The organism is Lentzea sp. NPDC092896 (assembly GCF_044754905.1).
Taxonomy (GTDB): Bacteria; Actinomycetota; Actinomycetes; order Mycobacteriales; family Pseudonocardiaceae; genus Lentzea.
In genome coordinates, this window is the sequence record NZ_JBIVPX010000001.1 from 180372 (window position 1) to 201365 (window position 20994).

Sequence of the window (20994 nt, forward strand, 5' to 3'; positions counted from 1 at the left end):
CCGTGACAACCGAGCTTCAGCCCCGCACACGTCAGCCCATCGTGCTGGCCACCGTGGAACACCAGCTCCGGCAGCAGCACCGCCTGATGCTGCTGCCGCCGCTGGCCACCACCGGCACGGTGATGAGCGGTGGCTGGATGCACGAGCGGCTCATGGCGACCCTCGCGGCAGGCGGCCCGGAAATGCTCATCATCGGCCTCGGTGGCGGCCTCGTCGCCGGCGTTGTCTCCACCGGCATGGCCACGCTCTACGCCGCCCGCGCCGGAGCCCTCGACGGGCTTCCCGAGGGCCGGAAGTTGTTCGGTGGCAGTGCCGCGGTCGGACTCGCGCTCGCCCTTTTCGGTGACGCGCCACTGCTCGTCGCCGGTACCTACGCGGGTCTGCTCAGCATGGTGCCGTGGTATCGCAAGCGGCTGGCCGCACGCCGCACGCTCAAGGAGCAGCGGCTCGCCCTCACCGAAGCACAACCCGCACCAAAGCCGGAGACCTCCGTCGCCCCGGAGATCCTGGACGTCGAGATCGTCGAACCCGACACGATCGTCACCCTGTGGCAGCTGGGCGCAACCCGGCACCTGCCCGACACCAAGCTCATCCCGGTCGGGCCAGACAGTCCGAACAGCTTCATCGTCCAGGCGGGCCCCGCAGGCGTGACACTGGACGCGGCCAACACCGCGCGATCGAAGATCGTGTCCGCGCTCAAGCTCGCCATCGCATCCCCGACATCGGGCGGGCAGGACATCGTGTTCGACCAGCCCACCGATGGCACTCTGAAGGACGCGTCGCAGTTGCGTGCCCAGATCATCGACCTCGAGCTTGCCGCTGCCGCTGGGAAGCGCGTCACCGCCGACATCGAGCACGCCCCTGGCAACCCGTGCGCCGTGAGGATCGGCGGCTACATCGACGACGCCACCGCCTACTTCTGGGAGTTCGCCACCAGCGACGGGGCTTGGTCCGGCGTCGTGCTCGGCGGCACCGGCATGGGCAAATCCAGCATCAGCGACCAGCTCGGCTACAAGGCCAAGGTCCTTGGCTTCGAGATCGCCTACCTCGACCCGCAGCGCGGCGCCTCCTCGCCAGTGCTCGCCCAGCATGCCCACTACCCGGCACTCGGAGAAGAAGCCGCAGTTGCGTTCCTCGAGTTCCTGGAGGACTGCGCAGATACCCGCGAGACCTGGCTGGCGATGCACCCCGAGGCGGGCGGCACCATCACGTGGGGCATGGTCGCGCCGTGCGCGCAGAACGGCGAGATCCCCGACCCGGACTGCCCGTGCGGGGGTGTGGTGCCGCCGCCGCTAATCGCGTTCGTCGAGGAGTGCGACCAGGTCTTCAACGCCGTCTTCCCCGGCACCAGCACCAAACTCGGTGACCGGTTCGGCTCGCTGGCCAAACGGATCCGGAAGCTGTGCATGGCCATCATCGGCTTCACCCAGTTGCCCGAGCTCAAGACGTTCGGCGGCTCAGAGATGCTGCGGTCGAACCTGCCGATCCGGAACTTCGTCGCCATGTTCGTGGGCAGCAACGTGTCCGGCACGCTGATCCCTGGTCTGCCGTACTCGCCGAAGCTGCTGCCGCAGATCCAGGGCCGGGCGCTGGCATGCGGGCAGAGCACCCGGACGATGCAGGTGTCGATGGACTACCTGCCGCGTCGCGCCAAGGCGAAGCACGGCGTGGAGGGTCCGTACGCCGAGGACCTGTTCGAGGCGCTGCCGACGACCGAGCGCTACCAGCCGGACCGGGTGACGTGGGAGCGCCTATTTCCGAAGAGCGGGGAGAGCGTGGCGGAGGCGAACCGCGAGTCGGCGCGCGCCCGGTTCCTCGCGAAGACGACCGGCAACGCCACCACGCCCTCCGCCCCGCTGGCGCCCACGGTGCCTGCACCTGCGGTCGCGGCGGGGGCGAACGTGATCCAGTGGCCGGCCCCGGTGGTGACGTGGCAGCCGAACGCCGATGAGTTGCGCACCGCGCTGGACGATGCAGTCGCCCTGGTGCAGCGCCTGTTCGACGCGGTCAAGGATCTGCGCGACGACGAGTGGATCACCGTGTCTGCGTTGGCCAAGCGCATCGGTGACGTCGACGAGGACGCGCCGCTCGGCGAGGTGCAGGCAGCTGGCCGGGAGCTGGGGCGTGTTCTTGCTGGCGTGGGGGTTGCAACGACGAAGAGGGAGGCGGGCATGTCGGTCACCGCGGGCACGCTGCGCGCGGCGTGGTCGTGACCACTGCAGTCACACTAGGTGACGTTAGGCCCCTTCCGGGGACGCGGAAGGGGCCTCGGCGCTTTGCAGCCGCTTTGCAGGACCTGCAGAGGCTGCTGCAAAGCAACCTGCAAAGCGAAACAGGCTCTGACCAGCGCAAACGTCGACCCTGCAAAGGCTGCAAAGGCAGGCGTGTGCCCCCTCATCAGGGCGCGTCTTTGCAGGTCAGCGCGTCGCAGAGGTGTCATGGCGGCCTGGAGATCGTCACCCTTTGCAGCTTTGCAGCCCGCCGACGCCTTCGTCACTATCCGTAAGGGAGATCGGGTGACTGAGTCCAGCAGCCTCCTCACCGTCATCACCGCCGTCGCGCTGTTCGTCTGGTGGTACCGCACCCGCGACCACCATCCCCAGCAAGCCCCGGAAACCCAGCGTGGACTGCGCAATCTCGACTACATCCCCGTCATCTGCGACGACCCCGGCCACCACCCTGACCGCATCCCCACCGCACCCATTCGCGCCCACCACGCCGGCCTCGACATCGCCGACATGTACCACGGCGGCTGGGGATCAACCGAGCACCTGCAGCTGTGCCACTTCCACAACCAGGGCAGGTACCCGCTCGACGTCGTGCACGTCCTCTGCGGGCAGGACGGCTGCAGTACCCGCGCCACGATCCCCACCGACGACCCCGCCGTGGGGATCGGCGAACTCAGGTACCGGGGATGGCGCAACGACCGGCAGGTACCCGTCTGCCCCTACTGCTCAGGTACCCGCTCACGTACCTGGCGCTGATCCCCGGTCCCCACCCGCCAGGTACTCACCGCTGATCCCCAGGAGGTAGATCCCCGTGATGGGACGTACCCACGCCCTCACCGGCCTGTGCGCTGGCCTCGCCGCGTCCCCGCTGCTCGTCGATACCTTGGCGCAGGCACTGCTCTTCGCTGCGGTCACCGCCGGGTACGCGCTGCTGCCCGACCTCGACCATCCCGGCGCGCGGGCATCGCGCCTGCTCGGACCAGTCACCGGCGCCCTGTCCAGTGGGGTGCGGGCGGGGAGCAGGTGGCTGTACGCCCGCACGAAGGGTCCCCGCGACGAACGCCACCGTGGGGAGCACAGGCACGCCACCCACACCATCGCGTTCGCGCTGCTCGCGGGTACCACGGCAGCGCTGGGTACCGCCTGGAGCGGCCCCTGGGTACCCGTGGGGATCGTGGTTCTGGGGATCCTGTTCGCCGTCGACGCGCTTGGGGACTGGGTACTCGCGGCCGCGGGGATCTGCGGCGCGGCGTGGTGGGGATCGGCTGGGGACGACGTGCTGGGTACCGTCGCGGGTACCGGCCCACTGCTGGGGATCGCCATCGCGCTGGGGTGCGTGACGCACTGCCTCGGAGACGCCGCGACGCTGTCCGGATGCCCGTTCCTGTGGCCGCTCCCCATCGCCGGGGAGACGTGGTTCGAGATCCGGCCGCCGCGCATGCTCCGGTTCCGCACTGGGGGAGTCGTGGAGAAGGCTGCGGTCTTCCCCGCCTTCGTGCTGATCGCCGCTCTGCTTGTCCTCGGACTGCCGATGGCGTAACACCTGCACGGGCACCCGCGACACGTCGGTTGCCACCGACAGAGCGGAGCTGCCTCGTGGACCCCACCAGCATCCTGATCTTCATCGCGATCTTGCTTGTTCTGCTGCTGGTCGAGGTCGGCCGCATCATGGTCTCGGCAAGCAAGCTCGTGCAGCTGCAGACCAAGGCGCTTGAGCAAGCCGAGTACCAGTCGGCACGGCTTCACGAGCTGGTCGCGGCCGCCAACTTGCCAGAACGCCCCAACTCGACCCGCTAGGGGAGTTGGGGCGTTCTGTGTGCCGCCCGAGGGGGAGTGGGCGGCACAACCCGCCGCCGCTGCTCGGCGGGTCGTCAGGCAGCTCGCGGCACCGGGGAAAGCGCACGAGGCACCGAGGCGTTGCCCACAAGCGGCACGCCGGCCACCGTCATCACGGCGATGACGATCACGAGCCACTCGTTGCCAACGATCCGCCCGTCGTCGAGCAGCGGGATGGTGGCCTCAACACCTGCAGTGCCGAGCGCGACGATCTCCTTCGCGAACGCGCCGACGCCGCTGGCGAGGTTCGGCACGACGTAGACGGTGATCGCGCCGAGAACGACGAGGACCACCATGAACGTGCGGGTGATCGTCCACGGCGTGCCGTCGGCAACCAGCTGGTGCACGGTGACGACGGCGGCGCCGACAACCGCGGCAATGGACTTGAGGTACGCGCGCATAGCGGCGCTCCCTTCCTTGTTTACCGTCGCCCAAGCAGCGGCGGAGTCGTGGTGGTTGTGGTGGGCTGCTGGACCTGGACGACGCACGTCCAGGTATCGGCGGTGCCGCCGTCCGCGAGGGCGATGCGGAGTTGAGCGAACGCGCCGCCGCGCGGGCACAGGACGTCGGGTTGGTCGCGGAGCAGAGCGACCCACGCGGCCTGGATCTCCTGCTGCGTCGGCGGGTCGCCCTTGTCGCCCCGGTCACCTTTCTCGCCCTTCGCGCCGTCTGTGCCGGGGGTACCGGGGGGCCCGGACGGGGGCGGGGTCTCCTCGAGGTAGGCCGCGACGGTCTGCATGATCTGCTGCGGCGACGGCGTGAACAGGCTCTGGTTCTGGGTGACGTACCGCGCGACTTCGGTGGCGATCGCTGTCGAGGTGGGCCGCGTGTCGGGTAGCGCGGCGAGGACGCGCGCGGTCGCGGCCGCAACGAGGACGTCGGAGTCCTGGGCCTGTCCCGGCTGCGGAATGGGGACTGGCTGCTGGCCGCGGCGCTCCAGCTCCGCGTTCGCGGTGTCGCCGGCTTCCTTCGCGCGTTCAGCGAGCTGCCGGACCTCGCCGACGTCGGTGGCCACCTTGGTCTGCTTGCCGTACAGGTCCACTACGGCGACAGCGACCGCCGCTGAGATGAGGACGGACACGAGCATTGCTGCGGCCAGCGTGAACGGCAGCCACGTGCGCTGGCTGTGAGCGACGGAGATCTGCGCGGTGTGCTCGGCGGCAGCCACTGTCTGCTCGGCGACCGCCTCCTCAAGAGCGTCGATCGGGTCGTCCCGGCCGTTCTGCTCGTGCTGGCCCGTCACAACGTGCCACCTCCGAATCGGGCGATCATCTGTCGGATCTGCTCGTCTCGCTGCCGGATCTGCTCGTCTCGCTGGTCGACCGTGGCCTGGAGTCGCACGTTCTTGACCTGCTCGGCGGCGAGTTGCTTGGCGAACTCGCGTGCTTCGTCTTGCGCCTCGTCCCGCTCCTTGCGCGCGTCATCGAGCGCCTCGCGGACGAGGGTTACGGAGCCGTCGACAGCGGGCGACGTCCCAGCGGTGGCACCGTCGCTGGGCGACCGCCCGCGCTTGATGCGCTCTTGGACCGCAGGCACGAAACCAACGGCGATCGCCGTGATAGCGCCGATCGCCGCGAGCGCGAGCGCCAGCCACGGCGGTCCTGTCGTGGCGGCCTGCGCCATGTGCAGAAGACCGTCCCGCGCCGACGGAGACACCAGCACGTCGCGGATCACGTCAGCTCTGCCCGTTCTCGTACCCGAGCGAGGCGGCGACGCCACAGCCCGAGCCCGTGCAACGGTGCTGCCATCAACAGGTTGTGCACGACCGAGCCCCAGCCAGACAGGTCGCCGGTGAAGATCGACGCACCCAAGGCCAGGCCCCAGAACACGAACACGCCCAAGCCGAGCGCGTGCCCGATCGTGTGCAACCGCAGGAGAAGCAGCACCCCGACGACCGCGATCGCCGCTCCCCACACCGGAATCGGCAGACCCAGCGACTTGACGACGGCGAAGGTGCCGCCGGAGTACCACTTCGACGGGCCGAGCAGGTAGCCCACGCCGATCACGATGGCGTGGGCGGCGAGCACGTAGCGCACGGCCGGCGCGATCACGACGGCCTCCCGGTGGTGAGCAACTGGAGGAGAACACCCACTCATCTCTCCTTGGATCTGTTGCGCTGAAAAGGGCGTGGGTGGTCGTGCAGCTGCTTGACACGACCGGGGTGATCACAGGCCGACGTTCTCCTTGGGGGTGAACACCTGAGCGTTGTTGTAGAGAACGGTCTTGACGCCGTTCGTCACCACTTCGAACAGCTCTTCCGTCGTTGCGCCGCCGGTCTGACCTTCGAGCCCGGTCAGGACCTGAGTGGCGATGGCCTTGGCCAGCGCGGCGACGTCGATGCCGGCAGCCGTCAGCTTCTCGACCGTGGTCTTCACCGCGCCGACGTTCTTGTCGGTGGCGTGCGCGACCGTCTTCATCGCGACCTTGTCGCCGTTGGCGTTCTGCTCGACGTGGTTCCACACCAGCGGCCCGATGTTCTCGGCGCAGATGTAGCGAATCAGGTCGATGATCTTCGTCTTCTTGTTCGTGGTCGGGTTGGTGACCTCGAAGTTCCAGACTTCTTCTGCGCTCACGTCATCCTCGCTTTCCTGCTGTCCGCCGTTCATGTCGGCGAAGAACACGTCCCAGGGGAAGCCGTTGCCGGTGTCCCAGTGATCGCCGTCGCCCGTGCCACGGCTGTAGTCCCAGTGGATGATCACGCCCGCTCGGCGAGCGCGAACGCCGTCGACCCCGATGTACTGCTTGGGAATGCCGAGCGCCTCGCACTCGCGCAACGCCCACAAGGCCGCGTTGCGCACCATGGCGCGGGGGTTCACAACGCCGTCAACGACGCCCGTGCTGAGCCACTGCTCGCGCGTCCACCGCGCGAAGCCGCAGAGCTCCGCGTTGACCGACACGGGGTTGCCGTTGAGCAACGTCCACGCGGAACGATCGCGGCCGACCCAGTCGTAGTAGCCGGAGCCGTCGATGCCGACGTGACTGGAGGCGTTCTGATTGGCAGCGAAGAAGTTGAAGAGGTCGATCGCACGCCGCGAACCCTCGGCGGTGTGCAGGGTCACCCAGATGACCCGCGCGCCGTTGCGAGGACTGCTCGGGAGAGTTGGCGCAGCGGCCAGCAGCGTCCTGATCCCGAAGCCGACCTGCGGGGCGTCGTCGGGTGGGCCGACGTAGAAGCGGAATCGCTCCGCCTTGCCGTCCTTGATCACGTGGGTGACTTCGGGAGGCAGGTCCGTCGTGGCCGGATCCGGCAGAGGCGCATGGTCGCCGACCTCGACCGCTCGACCGAGGTCGAGCAGGCGCCGGACGTACTCGGCTTCGTCGTCGTCACCGCGGGAACCGCCGCCGTGGTAGGACATCACCTGCCGGACGTGGCGGTTGCCGTCGGCGTCGTGCCACCACTCGTAGGTGGTCTTTTCCGTCCACGGCTCGCCGTACTCGACCGCCTCGTCAACGCTGATGAGGTAGTCGATCAGCGCTTCCTCGTCGAACGCTTCGTCGTTCGGCGCGCTCTCGTTGTCGTCGTTTCGCATCTGCCCTCCTTGTCCGCTAGGCGGCGTGCAGCGTGATGTCCTTGAGCTGGATGCCTGGCATCAGGCAGTCCAGGTCCACGGGCTTCGAGATCCCGGCCAGGCGCCCGGTCGTCGTGTACTGGTGCACGACGCAGCGCTGTGGCTCGTACCAGGTGTTGCCCGCCCAGTCCTCCGGCTTCAGGCCGGCGGGGCGGGAGTACTTCTCCGAGTGGCCGACCCAGGCCTTCACCCAGAGCGGCCAGCCTCCGGTTCCTCCCAGCAGCGTGGAGAAGTACGAGCCGGAGCTGTAGACGACCAGCGGCAGCCCGGACAGCGTCCGCCAGGAGTCGAAGAACGCGGCCGTCCACTGAGGCCAGTTCACGAGCTTGTCGGCTTCCTTGTCGCTGGTGGGCTCGATGTCCACGGCAGGGATCAGACGGCCCGGAGCGAGCAGGTTGTGGGCGGCGGCGAGCGCGAGCATCCGGCGCGCTTCCTGGCTCGGCGTCCACCTCGTCGGGTTGACGCGCATGTAGCCGCCGAGCGTTCGGCCCGCGGCGGACCCTTCGAGGACGTTGCGCGCCAGCTGCTTGTCGACGACGAGGTTCTGCCAGTCGAACATGCCGAGGTACGCGAACTCCCGGTCAGCAGGAAGCGATGCCCAGTCGACCACTTCCTGAAAGCGGGCGAAATCGCCGCCGCGGGTCAAGATGCTCGGCGCGGTGGTGGTTGGCACTGGGGCACCTACTTCCTGCTGTCGTTGCGGTTAGTCGGGGTTGGGCGTCTCGCTGTAGCGGTTGCTGTACGACTCGGGGCTCAACTGCTTGAACGGGATGTCGCTTGGGTTCTCGCCACCCCACATCGGGCCGACGACGAACCACTCGAACTCCGCGAGCCGGAGGCTGTCCATGCCGGGCGACCCGTAGAGCGAACCGTCCGGCTGCACGGTCCACTGCCATTCCGGCCCGCGGTATCGACCGACGACCTCGGCGACCTCGGCGAGGTTGTTGCCTGTCCACTGCACGGCCTCGAACTCGCCGGGAATCTCAACGGCTCTCATGCTTGCTCCTTAGGCGGCGACAGGTCGCCAGAGAATTTCGCGATGGTTGAACGTTCCGGTGCCGCCCGAGACCTTGTGCTGCATGGTGATAGTCCCGGCTGCGCCTGGCGTCAGTCCTGTTTGGTAGGTGGTGCGTGACACCACGCCCTCGTTGGTGTTGCGGAAGTAGACCTGCCAGTTGTCGCTGGCAGCAACGGTTCCCGCAGCGCCCGAGAGGCGGTACGAGATCACCGAGTAGTTGTCGCCGCCGTTGTCCACGGCGCCGCAGATGGTGACGGCGATCTTCCCGGAGGGCGGCGCGATGAACGCGACGGACACTGTGCTGGAGCTGGTGAGCGTGTCCGTGTAGCCCGTCGACGTCGTGGTGCCCGCCGTCGTGTTGACGCCGGAGGTCGTCTCTCCAGTGGGCGCAAGGGAGTTGAGCAGGCTGGCAGTGACCTTCTGCCCTGCAAGCGCGACCATCACCACCTCCAAGTCATGACGGGCCCACAGTCAGCGGGCGGGCGACGTTGACGGGCGTGCCGGCTGCGTGCACGAGGCCCGAGACCCCGTTGACCGCGCGGGTCACGGTGAATGCCTGGGTCGCGTGGAACACCGCGGCGCCGGAGCGCGATACAGCGGCAGCGCCGCCGGTGACGGTGAACGAGCTGGCAGTAGGGCCGACGGTGAGCCCATCGCACACTTGGTAGTCCCAGACGATGCCTTGGTCGTTGCCGGTGGTACTGGACGGCTCGGCGATCTCCGTCATGCCCGTGAGCGTGGCAACCGATGTCCAGTCATCCTGTTTCCACGCGAACTGCACGACGAGAGTCTTTGCCGCGTACGGCGTCAGCGGCGGCGTGCAGGCGATGTTCTGCGCCGAGGAGTTCGGCGCGGTGTTGGTGTCGTAGGTGGTGAGCGAGATACCGCTGAACACCGCTGCGATCGCGGACGTCGTGTCACCTGCAGCGCCGCCAGTGAACGCAATCTGCGGCGGCGCTTCGTTGGTGGACGCCACGTACTTGGCGAACAGGCGGACATTGTCACCGTCCACGACGGTGACCCAGTTGCCTGCTGGCTTGGTCGGCCGTCCTGACGTGCTTCGGATGGCAGCGAGAATCATCATCACGTCACCGACCGCACTGGTAGCCGGCGTGCCTGGCGTGACCGGTGCGTTGTCGGCGTGCGTTGCCGTGCCAACGCTCACCTGTGCGGGACTGGCCGACCCGATGGCCGTCGCCAGCATCTCCTCACCGGCCAGCATGATCGGCACGCCGGAACCGACACTCGTCGTCCACGTCTCCGATGACGAGCGCACCCGGAACGTCGTGTCGCTCGAGGCCGCCATCGCCCGGTCTACGACGGTGGTTTCCGCGTCGATCCAGGCATCGTCGTCATCGAGCACACCGGACCGCAGCGGGGATGCAGGGGCGAACACGATGACGAGCACGTGTTGGAACTGGTTGAGGGTGCGGGCGTAGCCGATGACGAGCTGCGGGGTGTCGTCGAAGACGTGCGAGTTGTCCATGTCGGCCAACGTGATCTGGTCGCCGACGTCCAACTCGATCAGCCGCCGGTACAGCTCCGGGTTGTCCTGCCAGATCTCCGGCCGGTGCAGCTCGATCACGACGGACGGGTACCGGTACTCGTCGACGGTGCCGCGGGCCACGCGCCAGGAAGCCTGATCCGGCAGCTGCGAGTCGAGGTCGACGTTGAGCTCGATCTTCTGCTCGTAGAGGCCGATGCCGCCGTCTTCCGGCGCCTGGGTGGACATGCGCCCGGCGTCGAGCTCGTGGGTGTATTCGCCGCCGTCGATCCGCTTCGCGACGACCTTGTTGACGACGTTGCGGTCGTCGCGTGTCGGATTCCACGGTGGGGAGGTCTCGTTGGCGGCCATGCTGATCGTGCAGTGCGATTCGCGGCCGATCATCGAGTTCGAGGACCGGTAGACGAGCGACGCGGCAGAGCGCTGCTCGTACAGCAGGCCGTCGTCGACCTTCTCGCAGTCCTCAAGAACGCTCATCAGTGGGTCGACCTGCTGCGGACCCATCGCTGCCGTCGCGTCCTCGTCGCCGATCCAGTTGAAGCGAACGTCGTAGTCGGCGCACACGCGCTCCATCCGGTTCAGCGCCGTCTCTCCGGCGAAGCCGAACGCGGCATCCCAGGGGGCCGGCGTATTGGCGAACACGGCGTCGTAGATCGCGACGTGCCCGACACTGAACTCGTTGGAGTGCTCGACGAGGTCGTCGATGGAGATCTCGCGCAGCCGGGTCAAGGTGCCGGCGTAGGTGTTGCTGAGGACCTGAACGCCGTCGACGTACAGGATCCAGGTGATGTTCGCGCCGACCTGCTCGATCGTGAACCGGATGTGGTGCAACCCGCCGTCGAACGGTGGCACGTAGGTGATGGTGACGCTTCCGGACGGGTCGTTGACGTCGATCTCGTCGATCGAGTGCTCGAAGGTGATCGTGATGTCCGTGGAGCCGTACTTCACGCGCAGCAGGTAGTCGTTGCTCCAGGCGCCGCGGCGGACGTGGTCGACCATCCAGCCTTCGTCCGCGAGGAATCCTGTCAGGGCAAGCGGTTCTAGGGTGTCGAGCGAGTCGGCGCCGAGCATCTTGACTGCGGGGCCCAGCCACGGCGCCAACGTGCCCTTGCCGAACGACTGCGCGGTGTCCTGCCCGGTCGTGAGCCACAGCGCCGCGGTGCCGACTTCCGGTTCGCCTGCGACGACCCCGCTGCCGTCCTCGAGCGGCCAGTAGTGCTTGATGCCCTGGGTGGCGTTGCGGTTGTCCTGACGGAGGAAGGTGCGGACGGCGCTGATCGCGGTCTTCTTCTCCTGCACCAGCCGCCGCCGCAACCCGCCGCCGGTGACGGTCACCGTCTGGGCGGAACCGGTGATGTCGCGGGACTGCGGCCATTCGCTGATGTAGTCGAACGCGAGCGGAACTCGGATGTCGATGTTGTCGTAGCTGAAGGTGATCGGCACGTTGGTGTTGCCGCTGCCCACAAAGGACCTGATCGCCAGGTAGCCGGGGATGTCGAGCAGATCGGTGTTGAGCCCTGACGTGTCGGTCAGGTCGACCTGCCAGGCGTAGGGCTCGCTGGTCTCGCGGTCTGCCCCGACCCAGACCTTGAGGCGGAAGGTCGAGCCCTCGGCCTGCACGCGGAAGTGCAGAGCCTGACCGGAGGCGTGCGTGATGCCGGTGACCGTTGTGAGGTCCTGGATCGGGTTTTGGGCGCCGTCGTACAGCGCCAGCCGGAGCGTCTCATCCGGAGCGATCAACAACCGGGCGAAGTAGAAGTCGGTGCTGTTCTGCACCCGGAAGTACAGGTCCGTGCCGATCGACCCGACCTGGACGTCCGTGAAGCCGAGCGTCATCGAGTAGGTGATGTCGAAGTCGCGCTGGTCGAACGACTGCAGCTCGCTCCGTCGGGCGGCGTTGGCCGTGCTGACGAGGTGCGTGAGCTTCCCGCCGGCCTTCGCGTAGTCAGAGGCCGAGCCGCCGGCGTTCGTCCACGTGTAGACCGTCCAGGCGCCGTTCGGGTGCGCGTCGGTGGTGCCCCAACCGTTGGACACCGTGGTTGAGCCGGTGTCCTTGGCCAGCCGAAGCGACGTCTCGTGCGGGTTGTTCCGGCCGAGCTGGACGTACCACGGACTCAGGGGGTTCCGCTCGGTGTACCAGCCGCTCTCGTTGTTGAGCGTGAACCCGGATTCCTGTGGCGGGGCGGTGCTGTCCTCGCTGCGCCGGCCGCGCTGGATGCTGACGCCACCATCGGCCAGCACGTCGGTCGACACGTCCCGCCAGGCGTCGAAGAAGAGCCGAGTCACGAGGTCGTTGACCAACTGCATCAGGTCACCCCCGACAGCGTGAGCTTGCCGGTGCGAACGGAGGCCTGGAGCCACTCGTAGAACATCCGCTCCAGGGGCGACATGTTGCCCAGCGCCCGAAGCTCGATCACAGCAGTGCCGCCACCACCGCCAGAACTGCCCGCGCCACCTGAGCGGCCGCCGTCTGTGGTCTCCATGAGGATGGAGCCGCCCGCGCTCTTGTTGAGCTGCTCCAACAGTGCGCCGTTCTGCTGCGCTGCCTTGCGAGTGACGACGAACTCGCCAGGCGTGAGAAGCGCTGGCTGGGAGTCGTAGTCGCCGCCGACACCGCCGACCCAGCCGCCCTTGTTGTACTGGTCGTGGTGCACCGCTTGGCCGTTGACGTAGCCCAAGCCGCCAGTGCTCGAGTACACCGAGTTGACGCGGATGGTGACGGTCTTGCTCTGGATCCCGCCGAGCCGGTTGATCACGCCGTCCAGCGGCGGGTTGGCCTGACTCGCGTCCGCGCTGATGGTGATCGGCTTGTAGCCGGGGATGTTGATGACGCTGTTGCCGAGCGCATCGGTGGTGACGGTGGCGCCGAGCGCAGCAAGCTGCGCGTCGCTCATGCCCGACACCATTTGCATCAGCGAGTCGTGCACCGGATAGCCGGCGGCCGCGATCTGCAGCATCGACGCCAAGGCCATGGTGTTCGCCGAGGTGTGGTCGCCCGTGACCTTCGTGGTTTCCTGCAGGCTGGTGACGAGCGCCGCCTGGCGGGACATCAGCCCGTCGGTCTTGTTGAGTTCCTCGGCGGTGATCTCGATGCCGAACGTCTTCGTCTGGTTCAGCACGTCCAACGACGCGGTCAGCTTGCTCGCAGCGCTGTCCTGCTGCTTGTAGGCCTCAGTGACGAGTTTGACGCTGTCCGGTGCGGCGTAGTCCGGTGTGGGGTCTTGCGCTTTGAGGTCCCGCTTGTCCAGAAAGGCCTTCGCCGCGATGCCCGGCACCGGGCCGAATACCGAGGTCGGAAGCGGCAGCTTGGCGAGAATGTTGTCCGGGTCCGGCTTGTACGAGTCGTACTTGTCCTCCCCGCCCTCGAGGAACCGCCGCGCCGCCTCCTTGAAGTCGGTGCCGTCGCCGGTCTTCCAGTCGCCGCCGGTCGCCGCGAACAAATCGGTGAGCCGGATGATGTCCTTGCCGACGCCATCTGCGGCGTCGCCGATGTTGCGGCCCCAGCGGCGGAAGTCGTCCTCGTTTCGGGCGACCGCCTCGGACAGGTCGCCCATGAATCCGAGGGTTCCCTTAATGACCGAGCCGATCCCGTCACCGGCAAGCTCCAGCGACTTGCCGAGGTCTTCGGAGTGGGTGGACAGGTCGGCGAGCCCGTCGCCAGTGTCCTTCAGCAGCGTGCCGAGGAGCTTGGTGAAGCCGTCGACCGCAGGCCCGCTGTTCTTGACCGCCTCGGAGACACCGGGCAGGAAGTCGGCGACCGCCTTACCGAGCCCAGTGGTGAATTTGTCGACAAGTGGTTGCGCGTTCTTGAAGATCTCCTCGACGGAGGGCTTCACGTCGTTGCGCCAGATGTCGGCGGTCTTCTTGCCGGACGCGACGAACTCGTCCGCCATCACTCCGGCGGCGTTCTTCGAGTCCTCGGCGATGCCCTTGAAGGTCTTGGTCCAGGTGTCCTTGACCTGCTTGTTGTCCTTCAACAGGTACGCCGCAAGGCCGACCGCGCCAGCGCCGACCAGAGCGGTGGTCAGACCACCGACTACGCCCGCGCCGAGCGACAGGCCCGCGGCCGCCGCTCCAGCACCCAGAGGCGTGGCCAGCACTGCGCCCATGGCTGTGACGGCGCCCTTGCCGAACTCGATGGCCCAGCCTGCCCCGGAGCTCTTGGCCTCTGCCTTGGCACGGACCGCGACGACCTTCGCGATCGTGTCGGCGTGCTTCTCGGCGGCCTTGACTTCCGCAGCGCGTCGCTTGTCAGCTTCCTTGTACGCAGCCTTCTCCGCTGCGGCGATCTCCAGCTGGAGCTTCTCGTGGTGCTTCTGGATCGCCTTTTCCTCGGCGGCGCGCATCGCGGCCGCTTCTTTGTAAGCGTCCTTCTCTGCCTTGAGAATCTCCTGCTGAAACTTCTCGGCCTGCCGCTGAGTGACCTTCTGCTCGGCGGCACGCCTTTTCGCTGCTTCCTGGTACGCGGCAGTTTCCGCCGCGGCGAGTTCCCGCTTGAGCTTCTCGGCGGCCTCGGTGACCTTCGTTCCGGCGTCCTTGGCGCCCTTGGCGACACCCTTGCTCAGGTTCTCGCCGATGCGGGTGCCCGACTTCGCGACGATCGCCTCGGTCTTGTCGAGTTCACGCTGGATCTCGTCGCCCTGCTTGGCAAAGTCCTTTCGGACAGACTGGAGACCCGCGCCCGTCGCGTTCTTGGTCTTGACGATGATCTCGACGGTGTTCTGACGGGACATGCGGGTTCACCTCCTAGTCGGTGAGGCCTTCGGCTTCGATCGCGATCAGTTGCAGCAGGTAGGTGTCTTCGGCGAGCAGGGCGCTGGGCAGGCATCCGAACTCCCTGCACAGGCGGCGGATCAGCTCGGCTTCGGTCAGCTCGGCAGGCTTTCCGACAACACGTCCATCGGAATCGACTCCTCCGGGGACGGCTCGCCAGAGTCGGACGGCTTCCCCAAAGGGCGGGGCACCAGCACGTTCCCGTAGCGGTAGGCGTTGAACAGGTCCAGCTGGAACTGCTTGTCCTGCTGGACGATGTACTCGGCCGTCAGCGGGATCGGCGTGCCGTCCTCTTCTTCGAGGTCCCACTCGATCAGGCGCGGGATCACGAGTTCTTGCAGCTCCGCGATGTCGCGCCCGAAATCGTCCAAGCTGGACGTTGGCCGCTGGATGGCGTTGCCGATCGCGATGTAGTCGGCAATCGAGCAGCGTTCGGCTCGGACGGTGAGACCGTCGAGCTCCGTGCCCTCGAAGTCGAGGACAAGGATGGGGCGTTGGCGGACGAAACCCATTTCAGCTCCAGGTAGGTACTGTGCCGTCCGCGAGGCTCGCGGTGGCCTGCCAGGTGAGCGCGCCGTCGTTTCCGCGCGTCCAGTCGTAGTTCGCGAAGAGGCACTCGTTGTTCAGCGTCTGCGAAGAGATCTCCAGCCCGACGGTGCGGATGACGCTGCTGCTGGGAACGGTCTTCAGCACGGAGTGCGACTTGTCCGCGTCGAAGTTGGGGATGCCGCTGAGGTCGATGCTGAAGTCAGCAAGCCCAGGAAGACGCTCGTTCGCGGACTTGTCGATGCCGGTCGAGTCCAGCAGCGCTCGCGGCGTGGCGAACGAGAAGTTCGTGACGTCGTTGCGAATGTCCTTCGCCACGCCGGCCGCGTTGTCGACGTTCAGTCCAGTCCAGCCGAGACCAGTCTGCTTTCCAGCCATGTCCGCCTCCTATCCCCGCCCGAGGGCGGTGACGACCTTGTCGGTGTTGGTGTGCAGGTCGTCCATCCAGGACTCACCGCTGGTGTGGTGGCGGACCACAGAACCCCGCACGGTCAGGTTTCCCTGGCGCACGAGGAAGATCGGGGGCCGGTGCACGGGCACGTTGTGGGTGCGGAAGCACGTCTGGCCGGGTTCGAAGGTGAAGGTGACGAGCTGGCCGTTGCGTTCCTCGCGGAACCTGCGGCTGGACTTGGTGCGGATCCACTGCGCCCATCCGGCCTGCTGCTCGATGGACTCGTCGAGCAGAGTGACCCAGCCGTGCTCGCGACCGGCGCACCCGTACTCATCGCAGGAGGCAACGCGGAAGTGCGAGGTGACAGGGGACTGGATCTCGTACGTCTCCATGTTCTGAGGAGCGGTCATCAGAACAACACCTCCACAGGGTTCTTTGCGACGGACACCGCGAATGCGAGGTTGCTGAACCCGCCGGTCGTTGCGGTGACGACGCGGAGATAGCGCTCGACGGCGAGGTTGCGGGCGGTCTGGATGCGCTGCGCAGACGGTGCGCCACCGGTGATGGCGGTGAAGGCTCCGCCGGTGACGTCGGCCCAGGCGTCGGCGCCGCCGTTGTCGCTGGACTGCTGCAGCTTCACTGTCACGTCGGTGCCGGTGAAGTCGAAGACATGCAGGTAGGCCTGCAGTCCAAAGTTCGTGCCAGCAGCGAAGTCCACGCTTCCACCGTTCGCGGCCGCGCTGTCGGTGCGGACGCCGGCGGTGAGCTGTTCGCACCACTCCAGGCCGAACCCGTTGCCCTGCGCGTTGACGGAGGCCGTGAGGGAGCCGTCGTTGCCGCGGGTGGGGTCGTAGTTCGCCTGCTTGCCGTTGAGGCATGCGGCGGGGTTGCCGAGCGTGGTTCCGCGGCAGTAGGTGACGATGATGTCGCTCGTGGGCGCCGCGCTGAATGTCTCGTGCGAGGCGCCAGAGTCGGGATTGAAGAACGACGTGGCCTCGATCGCGCCGTCGCGCAGGCCGCCTTGGCGCTCCATCGCGTACTTGACGATGGAGGTCATGTCGAGCAGCGCAGGGCCGCCGCCGATCCGCCCCAGCGCCTGGATGTCGCCGGACAAGTTGCGGCCCTGGACATAGAGGTTGTCACCGAGACCCGTCGTCTTGCCTGCCACGTCAGGCCTCCTGCTCGTAGACGTCGTTGATGATCAGCGGCACGGTGATTTCGCCGATGCGGTACCAGGTGTCCTCGTACTGGAGGTAGCCGAAGTCGGATTCGAGTCGCTTGTCGGTCTGCCCGAGCAGGTCGATGTTGCGGACCATGCGGTCGAGCTCGAAGTCGTTGGACAGCACCTTCATGTAGCGGTGCACGGCGTAGAGGATGCGAGCCTCGACCTTCGGCGCAGCGTTCTTCCCGCTGCCGAGCGGGTTGTACGCGGTCGCCCGAACGTCGAGCAGCATCGTCGTTTCAGCAAGTCCTGACCCTGCCGGGACGGGCTTGTAGTCGTTGATCCACAGGGCGAGCGCGAGTCCGCCGACGGGCTTGTTCACGGGCTCGCGGAACTCGACGCGCTCGAAGATGCCGAGCCGGTTCGCGTGCGAGGTCAACTGCGAGAACAGGTCCTCGAACTCTTCTTGCGTGAAGTCGTTGGCCACCTCAGCCCCCCATCGCTTCGAGGAACGGCGGCAGCACGCTCTGCGCCACGCGGGTCGCTTCGGCCTGCGTGAGCTTCGTGGCCTCGCGCCAGTGGCCGTAGCCCTTGAACCGGGTCTTCGGCGAGTTGCGGGAGCCGGTGCCTTCCAGCCACGGCCCGTACAGCTTCACGTGGTTCTTCACGACGTCCGGGTCGCCGGAGTCGATGTGCATCTGCGTCTCGTAGTACGGGGTCGGGTGCTTGAGGTAGCGGTCAAGCAGCATCGACACGTTCGCCTTGGCCTGCCGGGCGACCGCATGACGTGCAGCGTCCACATAGTCGCCAGCGGCAAGGTCGGCGCGGCCGTCGAAGATCGGCCCGGAGACGTTCACTTCAGCCACGTCACACCACCGTCCTCATTCGACTGTGACGGCCGAGGCTGTCGTACACCTGGGACCGAAGGTCACGCAGTGCGCGGGCGAAGACCTCGCGGGCGGTCTCGCCGCGGCCGATCTGCCGCGCGTAGCCGGATGCCTCCTGGTACAAGGTGTTCTGCGCTTCCGCGATGCACAGGTCTCGCGCGAGGGAGGGCGGCACGTGCTTCACGATCGCCGTGCTGATGGCGTGTTCGGCTGCGGTGGTGCCGAGGACTCCGCGCTCAACGGTCAAGGTGCGGGGTGCGTAGATCGTCGATCCGGTGTGCGCCGCGAGGGTGCTCGCGTCGTACGCACGCTCGACGATCAGCGTGTTGCCCGCGATCTCCTGGATCAGCATTTTCTCGGCGTCGACCAGGATCGTCTCGCCCATCGAGTACGCGGCACCGTTCGAGACCACGCACATCTCGTGGTTGTCCTCGGACGGCATGACGGCCTGCAGGGTCTGCCCGGTGTCGAGCATGGCCTTGCCGGTGACCTGCATGCGTTCCGAGCCGACCTTGATGAGCTGGCCAACGCCGATCGCCGCGGAGTCGCTGACGTCGACGGTCGTTTCGCTGGCGTCCAGCCCTTCAGCCAGCACGCCGGCGGGAGCCTGCTTGGCGCTGTGTCCGAAGAGGCCAGCGATGCCGATCGCGCGCTGGTGCGTGGCGCCGCCGCTGAACGCTGCGCTGCCAGCAAGGTTGATCTCGACGCGGTTGTACGGCGGGCCGCCCTGCGGGTACAGGAAGAAGTCGTTGGGCGACAACGCCACCCCGGCGACCTCAAGGGTGGTGACCTCGATCAGCTCGTGCTGGTTCAGCCACAGCCGCCACGGGGTCGCGTCCTGCTCGTTCGGCCAGTCGAAGTATCGGGTGGCGAACTCGGGATAGAAACGGCGGTGCGTCAACGACTCGACCGCTTCGGTGCCGGCGGCGATGGCCCGGTCGATCTGCCGGTTGTTCCACACGGTCTCTTCTGCTGCGGTCGCGTGCTTCACGTCTTCGCGGGTGCAGTACCAAACTTGGGTCATCGTCACCTCCTCCTACGTTTAGGGCTGGGGGCCTGCTCCGCCTTGCAGGCCCCCAGCGGTCAGTAGCTGGTCCAGCCGTCGAAGCGGCAGTGCAAGACACCGCTTCTGTTGCGTTCCAGCGGTTCTCCGTCGTTCGGACATGCCACCGGGGGCCGCGATGCTTCGGCTGCCGCCCAGGCCGCGCCCTCGCGGGCGATGTCGAGCAACGTCGACCAGTTGCCTGCCGCCACCGGCTGCGAAGGCGCTGGCGCGTCGACGGTGATGGCGGCGATAAGTCGTCCGAGCACACTGGACCCGGTGCCACGCAACGAGACGCGGCCGACGATGCTGGCCGCCAGCACGCCGAGGGTGGCGTTGACGCCGCCGAGGACAGTGCGTGCACCTGTGGCGGAGCCGATGAGTCCGCCGAGCGTGGCCGACGCGGTGGCGACCACGATCCGTCCACCCACTGCACTGCCGGACAGACCGCCAAGGTTCGCGACCGCCGTGGCCGTGACCACGCGCACGCCCGACGCGGTCGCCGACAGGCCGCCGAAGGTGACGACGCCCGCGCCCGACACCGAGCGAACCCCGGATGCGGCAGCAGCGAGCGCACCGAGCAACGCGACACCAGTACCCGTGACCTCGCTGCCACCCGACGGATCAACGTCGGTGACGACCACGTCCACCCAGTAGTTGCCGCCGTTGAACGTGCCATCCGGGTAAGCGGAAGCCCCGTACTTGAAGGTGCCTTGACCTCCGAGAGAACCGTCGTTGTTCTGGGCGGTGAGGATGCCGTTGGTGATGCCGGCCGCACCGTCACCGCTCGTCCAGTAGCCCGCCGACGCCACGTAGTGGTCAGGGAAGTGACCGACCGTCTTGTAGATCTGGCTCGGCGTGAGTTCGACCGGCTCTGCCAGCAACACCGTCTGCCACCCGAGCGTTCCTGCCGCAGGCGGTGTGACGGCGGCCAATGACGTTCCCACACTGGGGCTGTCTGCTCGCCACAGCCGCAGCTCGTCAGGGTTGACGTCCGTGGCGCCTCGGAAGTACCGCAGGCCAACAATCCAGGCCTGCGAGTCCACAGAGAACTGGATGCCCAGATTGACCGGGTCGTCGGCGCTCGACGAGAACGGCCCGTCGGTGGCCGGCCAGATCGAGTAGTTCGTCACGACAGCCCCCTAGCTGCCGCACGGGTGTGCGCTGACATCTCGGTGGCCACAGCGACGTGTCCCGTGTCGAGGTGCCGTGGACACGGGATGAGGTCGGTGTGGTGCCGAGTTGTCATGCGTCACCTCCTACGAGGCCAAGGGGAAGGAGACGTCGAGGTCGCCGATCGGGACGGTGAGGCTGTCTCCGGTGACGACGGCGTTGGCCGAGATGGTGCCGCTGAAGCCGAAGGTGCCGGCCGTGCTCGCGGACCACGCGGAGAAGTGGGTGTAGTCCTCGGTGCCAGCGACGCCGGTCCATGACAGGGCTCCGGTGTTGCTCGATGCCCCACCAGAAGCGGCAGCCCATGCGGCCTGCTTGCGCGTGGTTTCCGTTGCAGCGTTGGCGGTTCCGGCCGAACCGGGCGCGCCGACGTGCAGCTTGATCCACGTGTACGCGGCGAGGATCGGGTCAAGCCCGATGTTCGCGGCCGCCGCCGAGAGACCCTCAGCCATCGCTGGCCGCCGCATCCGCCTCGCGGAGACGTGCGATCAGCTCGTCCTTGAGACCGGTGGTGGCGAGCTCACGGTCGGCAAGGACCTCGCGGAGCTGCTTCACCGTCCAGCTCTCGTAGTCCGGTTCGGACACGTGCTCGGTGGTGTCGCCCTCGACTGCCTCGGGCAGCGGCTTGAAGTCGCCGCCGAGCGTCTCGTCGGCCACGCCGGGACCCTGATCGCCGACGACGGACGTTGGCGTGGTGGCCGCGTCTTCTTCATGCTGGGCGAGATGCGCAGCAGCCACCTCGGCCGCAGCCTCGCGGCTAACGACGTGCTCGCCAGCCTCCAGCAGTACCGGTGTCTCGCCCGCGATCGACGGGCCACCGTGGACGGTGATCTTCGGCATGACGCCGCCTTCCTCGTAGTGGTCC

Annotated in this window: 24 protein-coding genes; 4 read left to right on the forward strand and 20 right to left on the reverse strand. The window is 67.3% G+C overall.

Features of this window, described 5'->3' with window-relative positions:
• Window positions 1–2: 2 nt before the first annotated feature.
• The 4 genes from ACIQF0_RS01105 (at window position 3) to ACIQF0_RS01120 (ending at window position 4025) form a co-directional block, all read left to right on the forward strand.
• On the forward strand, window positions 3–2213 hold the full coding sequence (locus ACIQF0_RS01105; RefSeq protein WP_401023284.1) for a hypothetical protein: 2211 nt from the start codon (window positions 3–5) through the stop codon (window positions 2211–2213).
• A 303-nt stretch (window positions 2214–2516) separates the two neighbouring features.
• Entirely contained in the window at window positions 2517–2984 is a 468-nt protein-coding gene (locus ACIQF0_RS01110) for a hypothetical protein (RefSeq protein WP_401023285.1), read from the forward strand.
• Window positions 2985–3042: 58 nt separating this feature from the next.
• Window positions 3043–3768: a metal-dependent hydrolase gene (locus tag ACIQF0_RS01115; RefSeq protein WP_401027640.1), complete on the forward strand. Its 726-nt coding sequence runs from the start codon at window positions 3043–3045 to the stop codon at window positions 3766–3768.
• A 56-nt stretch (window positions 3769–3824) separates the two neighbouring features.
• Complete coding sequence (locus ACIQF0_RS01120) at window positions 3825–4025, forward strand: hypothetical protein (protein WP_401023286.1); 201 nt, start codon at window positions 3825–3827, stop codon at window positions 4023–4025.
• Between the two features lie 74 nt (window positions 4026–4099).
• Here ACIQF0_RS01120 and ACIQF0_RS01125 read toward each other — a convergent pair whose 3' ends face one another.
• The 20 genes from ACIQF0_RS01125 to ACIQF0_RS01220 form a co-directional block, all read right to left on the reverse strand.
• Window positions 4100–4465, reverse strand: coding sequence for a hypothetical protein (locus tag ACIQF0_RS01125; RefSeq protein ID WP_401023287.1), 366 nt, complete (start codon window positions 4463–4465; stop codon window positions 4100–4102).
• A gap of 20 nt (window positions 4466–4485) precedes the next feature.
• On the reverse strand, window positions 4486–5307 hold the full coding sequence (locus ACIQF0_RS01130) for a hypothetical protein (RefSeq protein ID WP_401023288.1): 822 nt from the start codon (window positions 5305–5307) through the stop codon (window positions 4486–4488).
• Entirely contained in the window at window positions 5304–5738 is a 435-nt protein-coding gene (locus tag ACIQF0_RS01135; protein WP_401023289.1) for a hypothetical protein, read from the reverse strand. Before ACIQF0_RS01135 ends, ACIQF0_RS01130 begins: the two co-directional genes overlap by 4 nt.
• Window positions 5735–6115 carry a hypothetical protein gene (locus ACIQF0_RS01140; RefSeq protein ID WP_401023290.1) on the reverse strand — a complete coding sequence of 127 codons (381 nt, stop codon included), beginning with the start codon at window positions 6113–6115 and terminating at the stop codon, window positions 5735–5737. Before ACIQF0_RS01140 ends, ACIQF0_RS01135 begins: the two co-directional genes overlap by 4 nt.
• A gap of 114 nt (window positions 6116–6229) precedes the next feature.
• Window positions 6230–7594, reverse strand: a complete 1365-nt coding sequence (locus tag ACIQF0_RS01145) for a hypothetical protein (protein WP_401023291.1) — start codon at window positions 7592–7594, stop codon at window positions 6230–6232.
• Between the two features lie 16 nt (window positions 7595–7610).
• On the reverse strand, window positions 7611–8306 hold the full coding sequence (locus tag ACIQF0_RS01150) for a GH25 family lysozyme (protein WP_401023292.1): 696 nt from the start codon (window positions 8304–8306) through the stop codon (window positions 7611–7613).
• Window positions 8307–8336: 30 nt separating this feature from the next.
• Window positions 8337–8630 (reverse strand): hypothetical protein, encoded by a 294-nt coding sequence (locus ACIQF0_RS01155; RefSeq protein ID WP_401023293.1) that lies wholly within the window; start codon window positions 8628–8630, stop codon window positions 8337–8339.
• Between the two features lie 9 nt (window positions 8631–8639).
• Window positions 8640–9092: a hypothetical protein gene (locus tag ACIQF0_RS01160; protein WP_401023294.1), complete on the reverse strand. Its 453-nt coding sequence runs from the start codon at window positions 9090–9092 to the stop codon at window positions 8640–8642.
• A gap of 13 nt (window positions 9093–9105) precedes the next feature.
• Entirely contained in the window at window positions 9106–12462 is a 3357-nt protein-coding gene (locus ACIQF0_RS01165) for a hypothetical protein (protein WP_401023295.1), read from the reverse strand.
• Window positions 12462–14888, reverse strand: coding sequence for a hypothetical protein (locus tag ACIQF0_RS01170; RefSeq protein WP_401023296.1), 2427 nt, complete (start codon window positions 14886–14888; stop codon window positions 12462–12464). The genes ACIQF0_RS01165 and ACIQF0_RS01170 overlap by 1 nt, the downstream gene beginning before the upstream one ends.
• A gap of 135 nt (window positions 14889–15023) precedes the next feature.
• Window positions 15024–15440 carry a hypothetical protein gene (locus ACIQF0_RS01175; RefSeq protein ID WP_401023297.1) on the reverse strand — a complete coding sequence of 139 codons (417 nt, stop codon included), beginning with the start codon at window positions 15438–15440 and terminating at the stop codon, window positions 15024–15026.
• 1 nt (window position 15441) lies between these two features.
• Window positions 15442–15852, reverse strand: coding sequence for a hypothetical protein (locus ACIQF0_RS01180; protein ID WP_401023298.1), 411 nt, complete (start codon window positions 15850–15852; stop codon window positions 15442–15444).
• 9 nt (window positions 15853–15861) lie between these two features.
• Complete coding sequence (locus ACIQF0_RS01185) at window positions 15862–16275, reverse strand: hypothetical protein (RefSeq protein WP_401023299.1); 414 nt, start codon at window positions 16273–16275, stop codon at window positions 15862–15864.
• Window positions 16275–17033: a hypothetical protein gene (locus ACIQF0_RS01190; protein WP_401023300.1), complete on the reverse strand. Its 759-nt coding sequence runs from the start codon at window positions 17031–17033 to the stop codon at window positions 16275–16277. The genes ACIQF0_RS01185 and ACIQF0_RS01190 overlap by 1 nt, the downstream gene beginning before the upstream one ends.
• 1 nt (window position 17034) lies before the next feature.
• Window positions 17035–17514, reverse strand: a complete 480-nt coding sequence (locus ACIQF0_RS01195; RefSeq protein ID WP_401023301.1) for a hypothetical protein — start codon at window positions 17512–17514, stop codon at window positions 17035–17037.
• Window position 17515: 1 nt separating this feature from the next.
• Window positions 17516–17893 carry a hypothetical protein gene (locus ACIQF0_RS01200; RefSeq protein ID WP_401023302.1) on the reverse strand — a complete coding sequence of 126 codons (378 nt, stop codon included), beginning with the start codon at window positions 17891–17893 and terminating at the stop codon, window positions 17516–17518.
• A gap of 1 nt (window position 17894) precedes the next feature.
• On the reverse strand, window positions 17895–18938 hold the full coding sequence (locus ACIQF0_RS01205; RefSeq protein ID WP_401023303.1) for a hypothetical protein: 1044 nt from the start codon (window positions 18936–18938) through the stop codon (window positions 17895–17897).
• A 59-nt stretch (window positions 18939–18997) separates the two neighbouring features.
• Entirely contained in the window at window positions 18998–20089 is a 1092-nt protein-coding gene (locus tag ACIQF0_RS01210; protein WP_401023304.1) for a DUF4082 domain-containing protein, read from the reverse strand.
• 126 nt (window positions 20090–20215) lie between these two features.
• Window positions 20216–20581: a hypothetical protein gene (locus ACIQF0_RS01215; RefSeq protein WP_401023305.1), complete on the reverse strand. Its 366-nt coding sequence runs from the start codon at window positions 20579–20581 to the stop codon at window positions 20216–20218.
• A complete protein-coding gene (locus ACIQF0_RS01220; RefSeq protein ID WP_401023306.1) occupies window positions 20574–20969 on the reverse strand; it encodes an SAP domain-containing protein in 396 nt (131 codons plus the stop codon). Before ACIQF0_RS01220 ends, ACIQF0_RS01215 begins: the two co-directional genes overlap by 8 nt.
• Window positions 20970–20994: the final 25 nt, after the last annotated feature.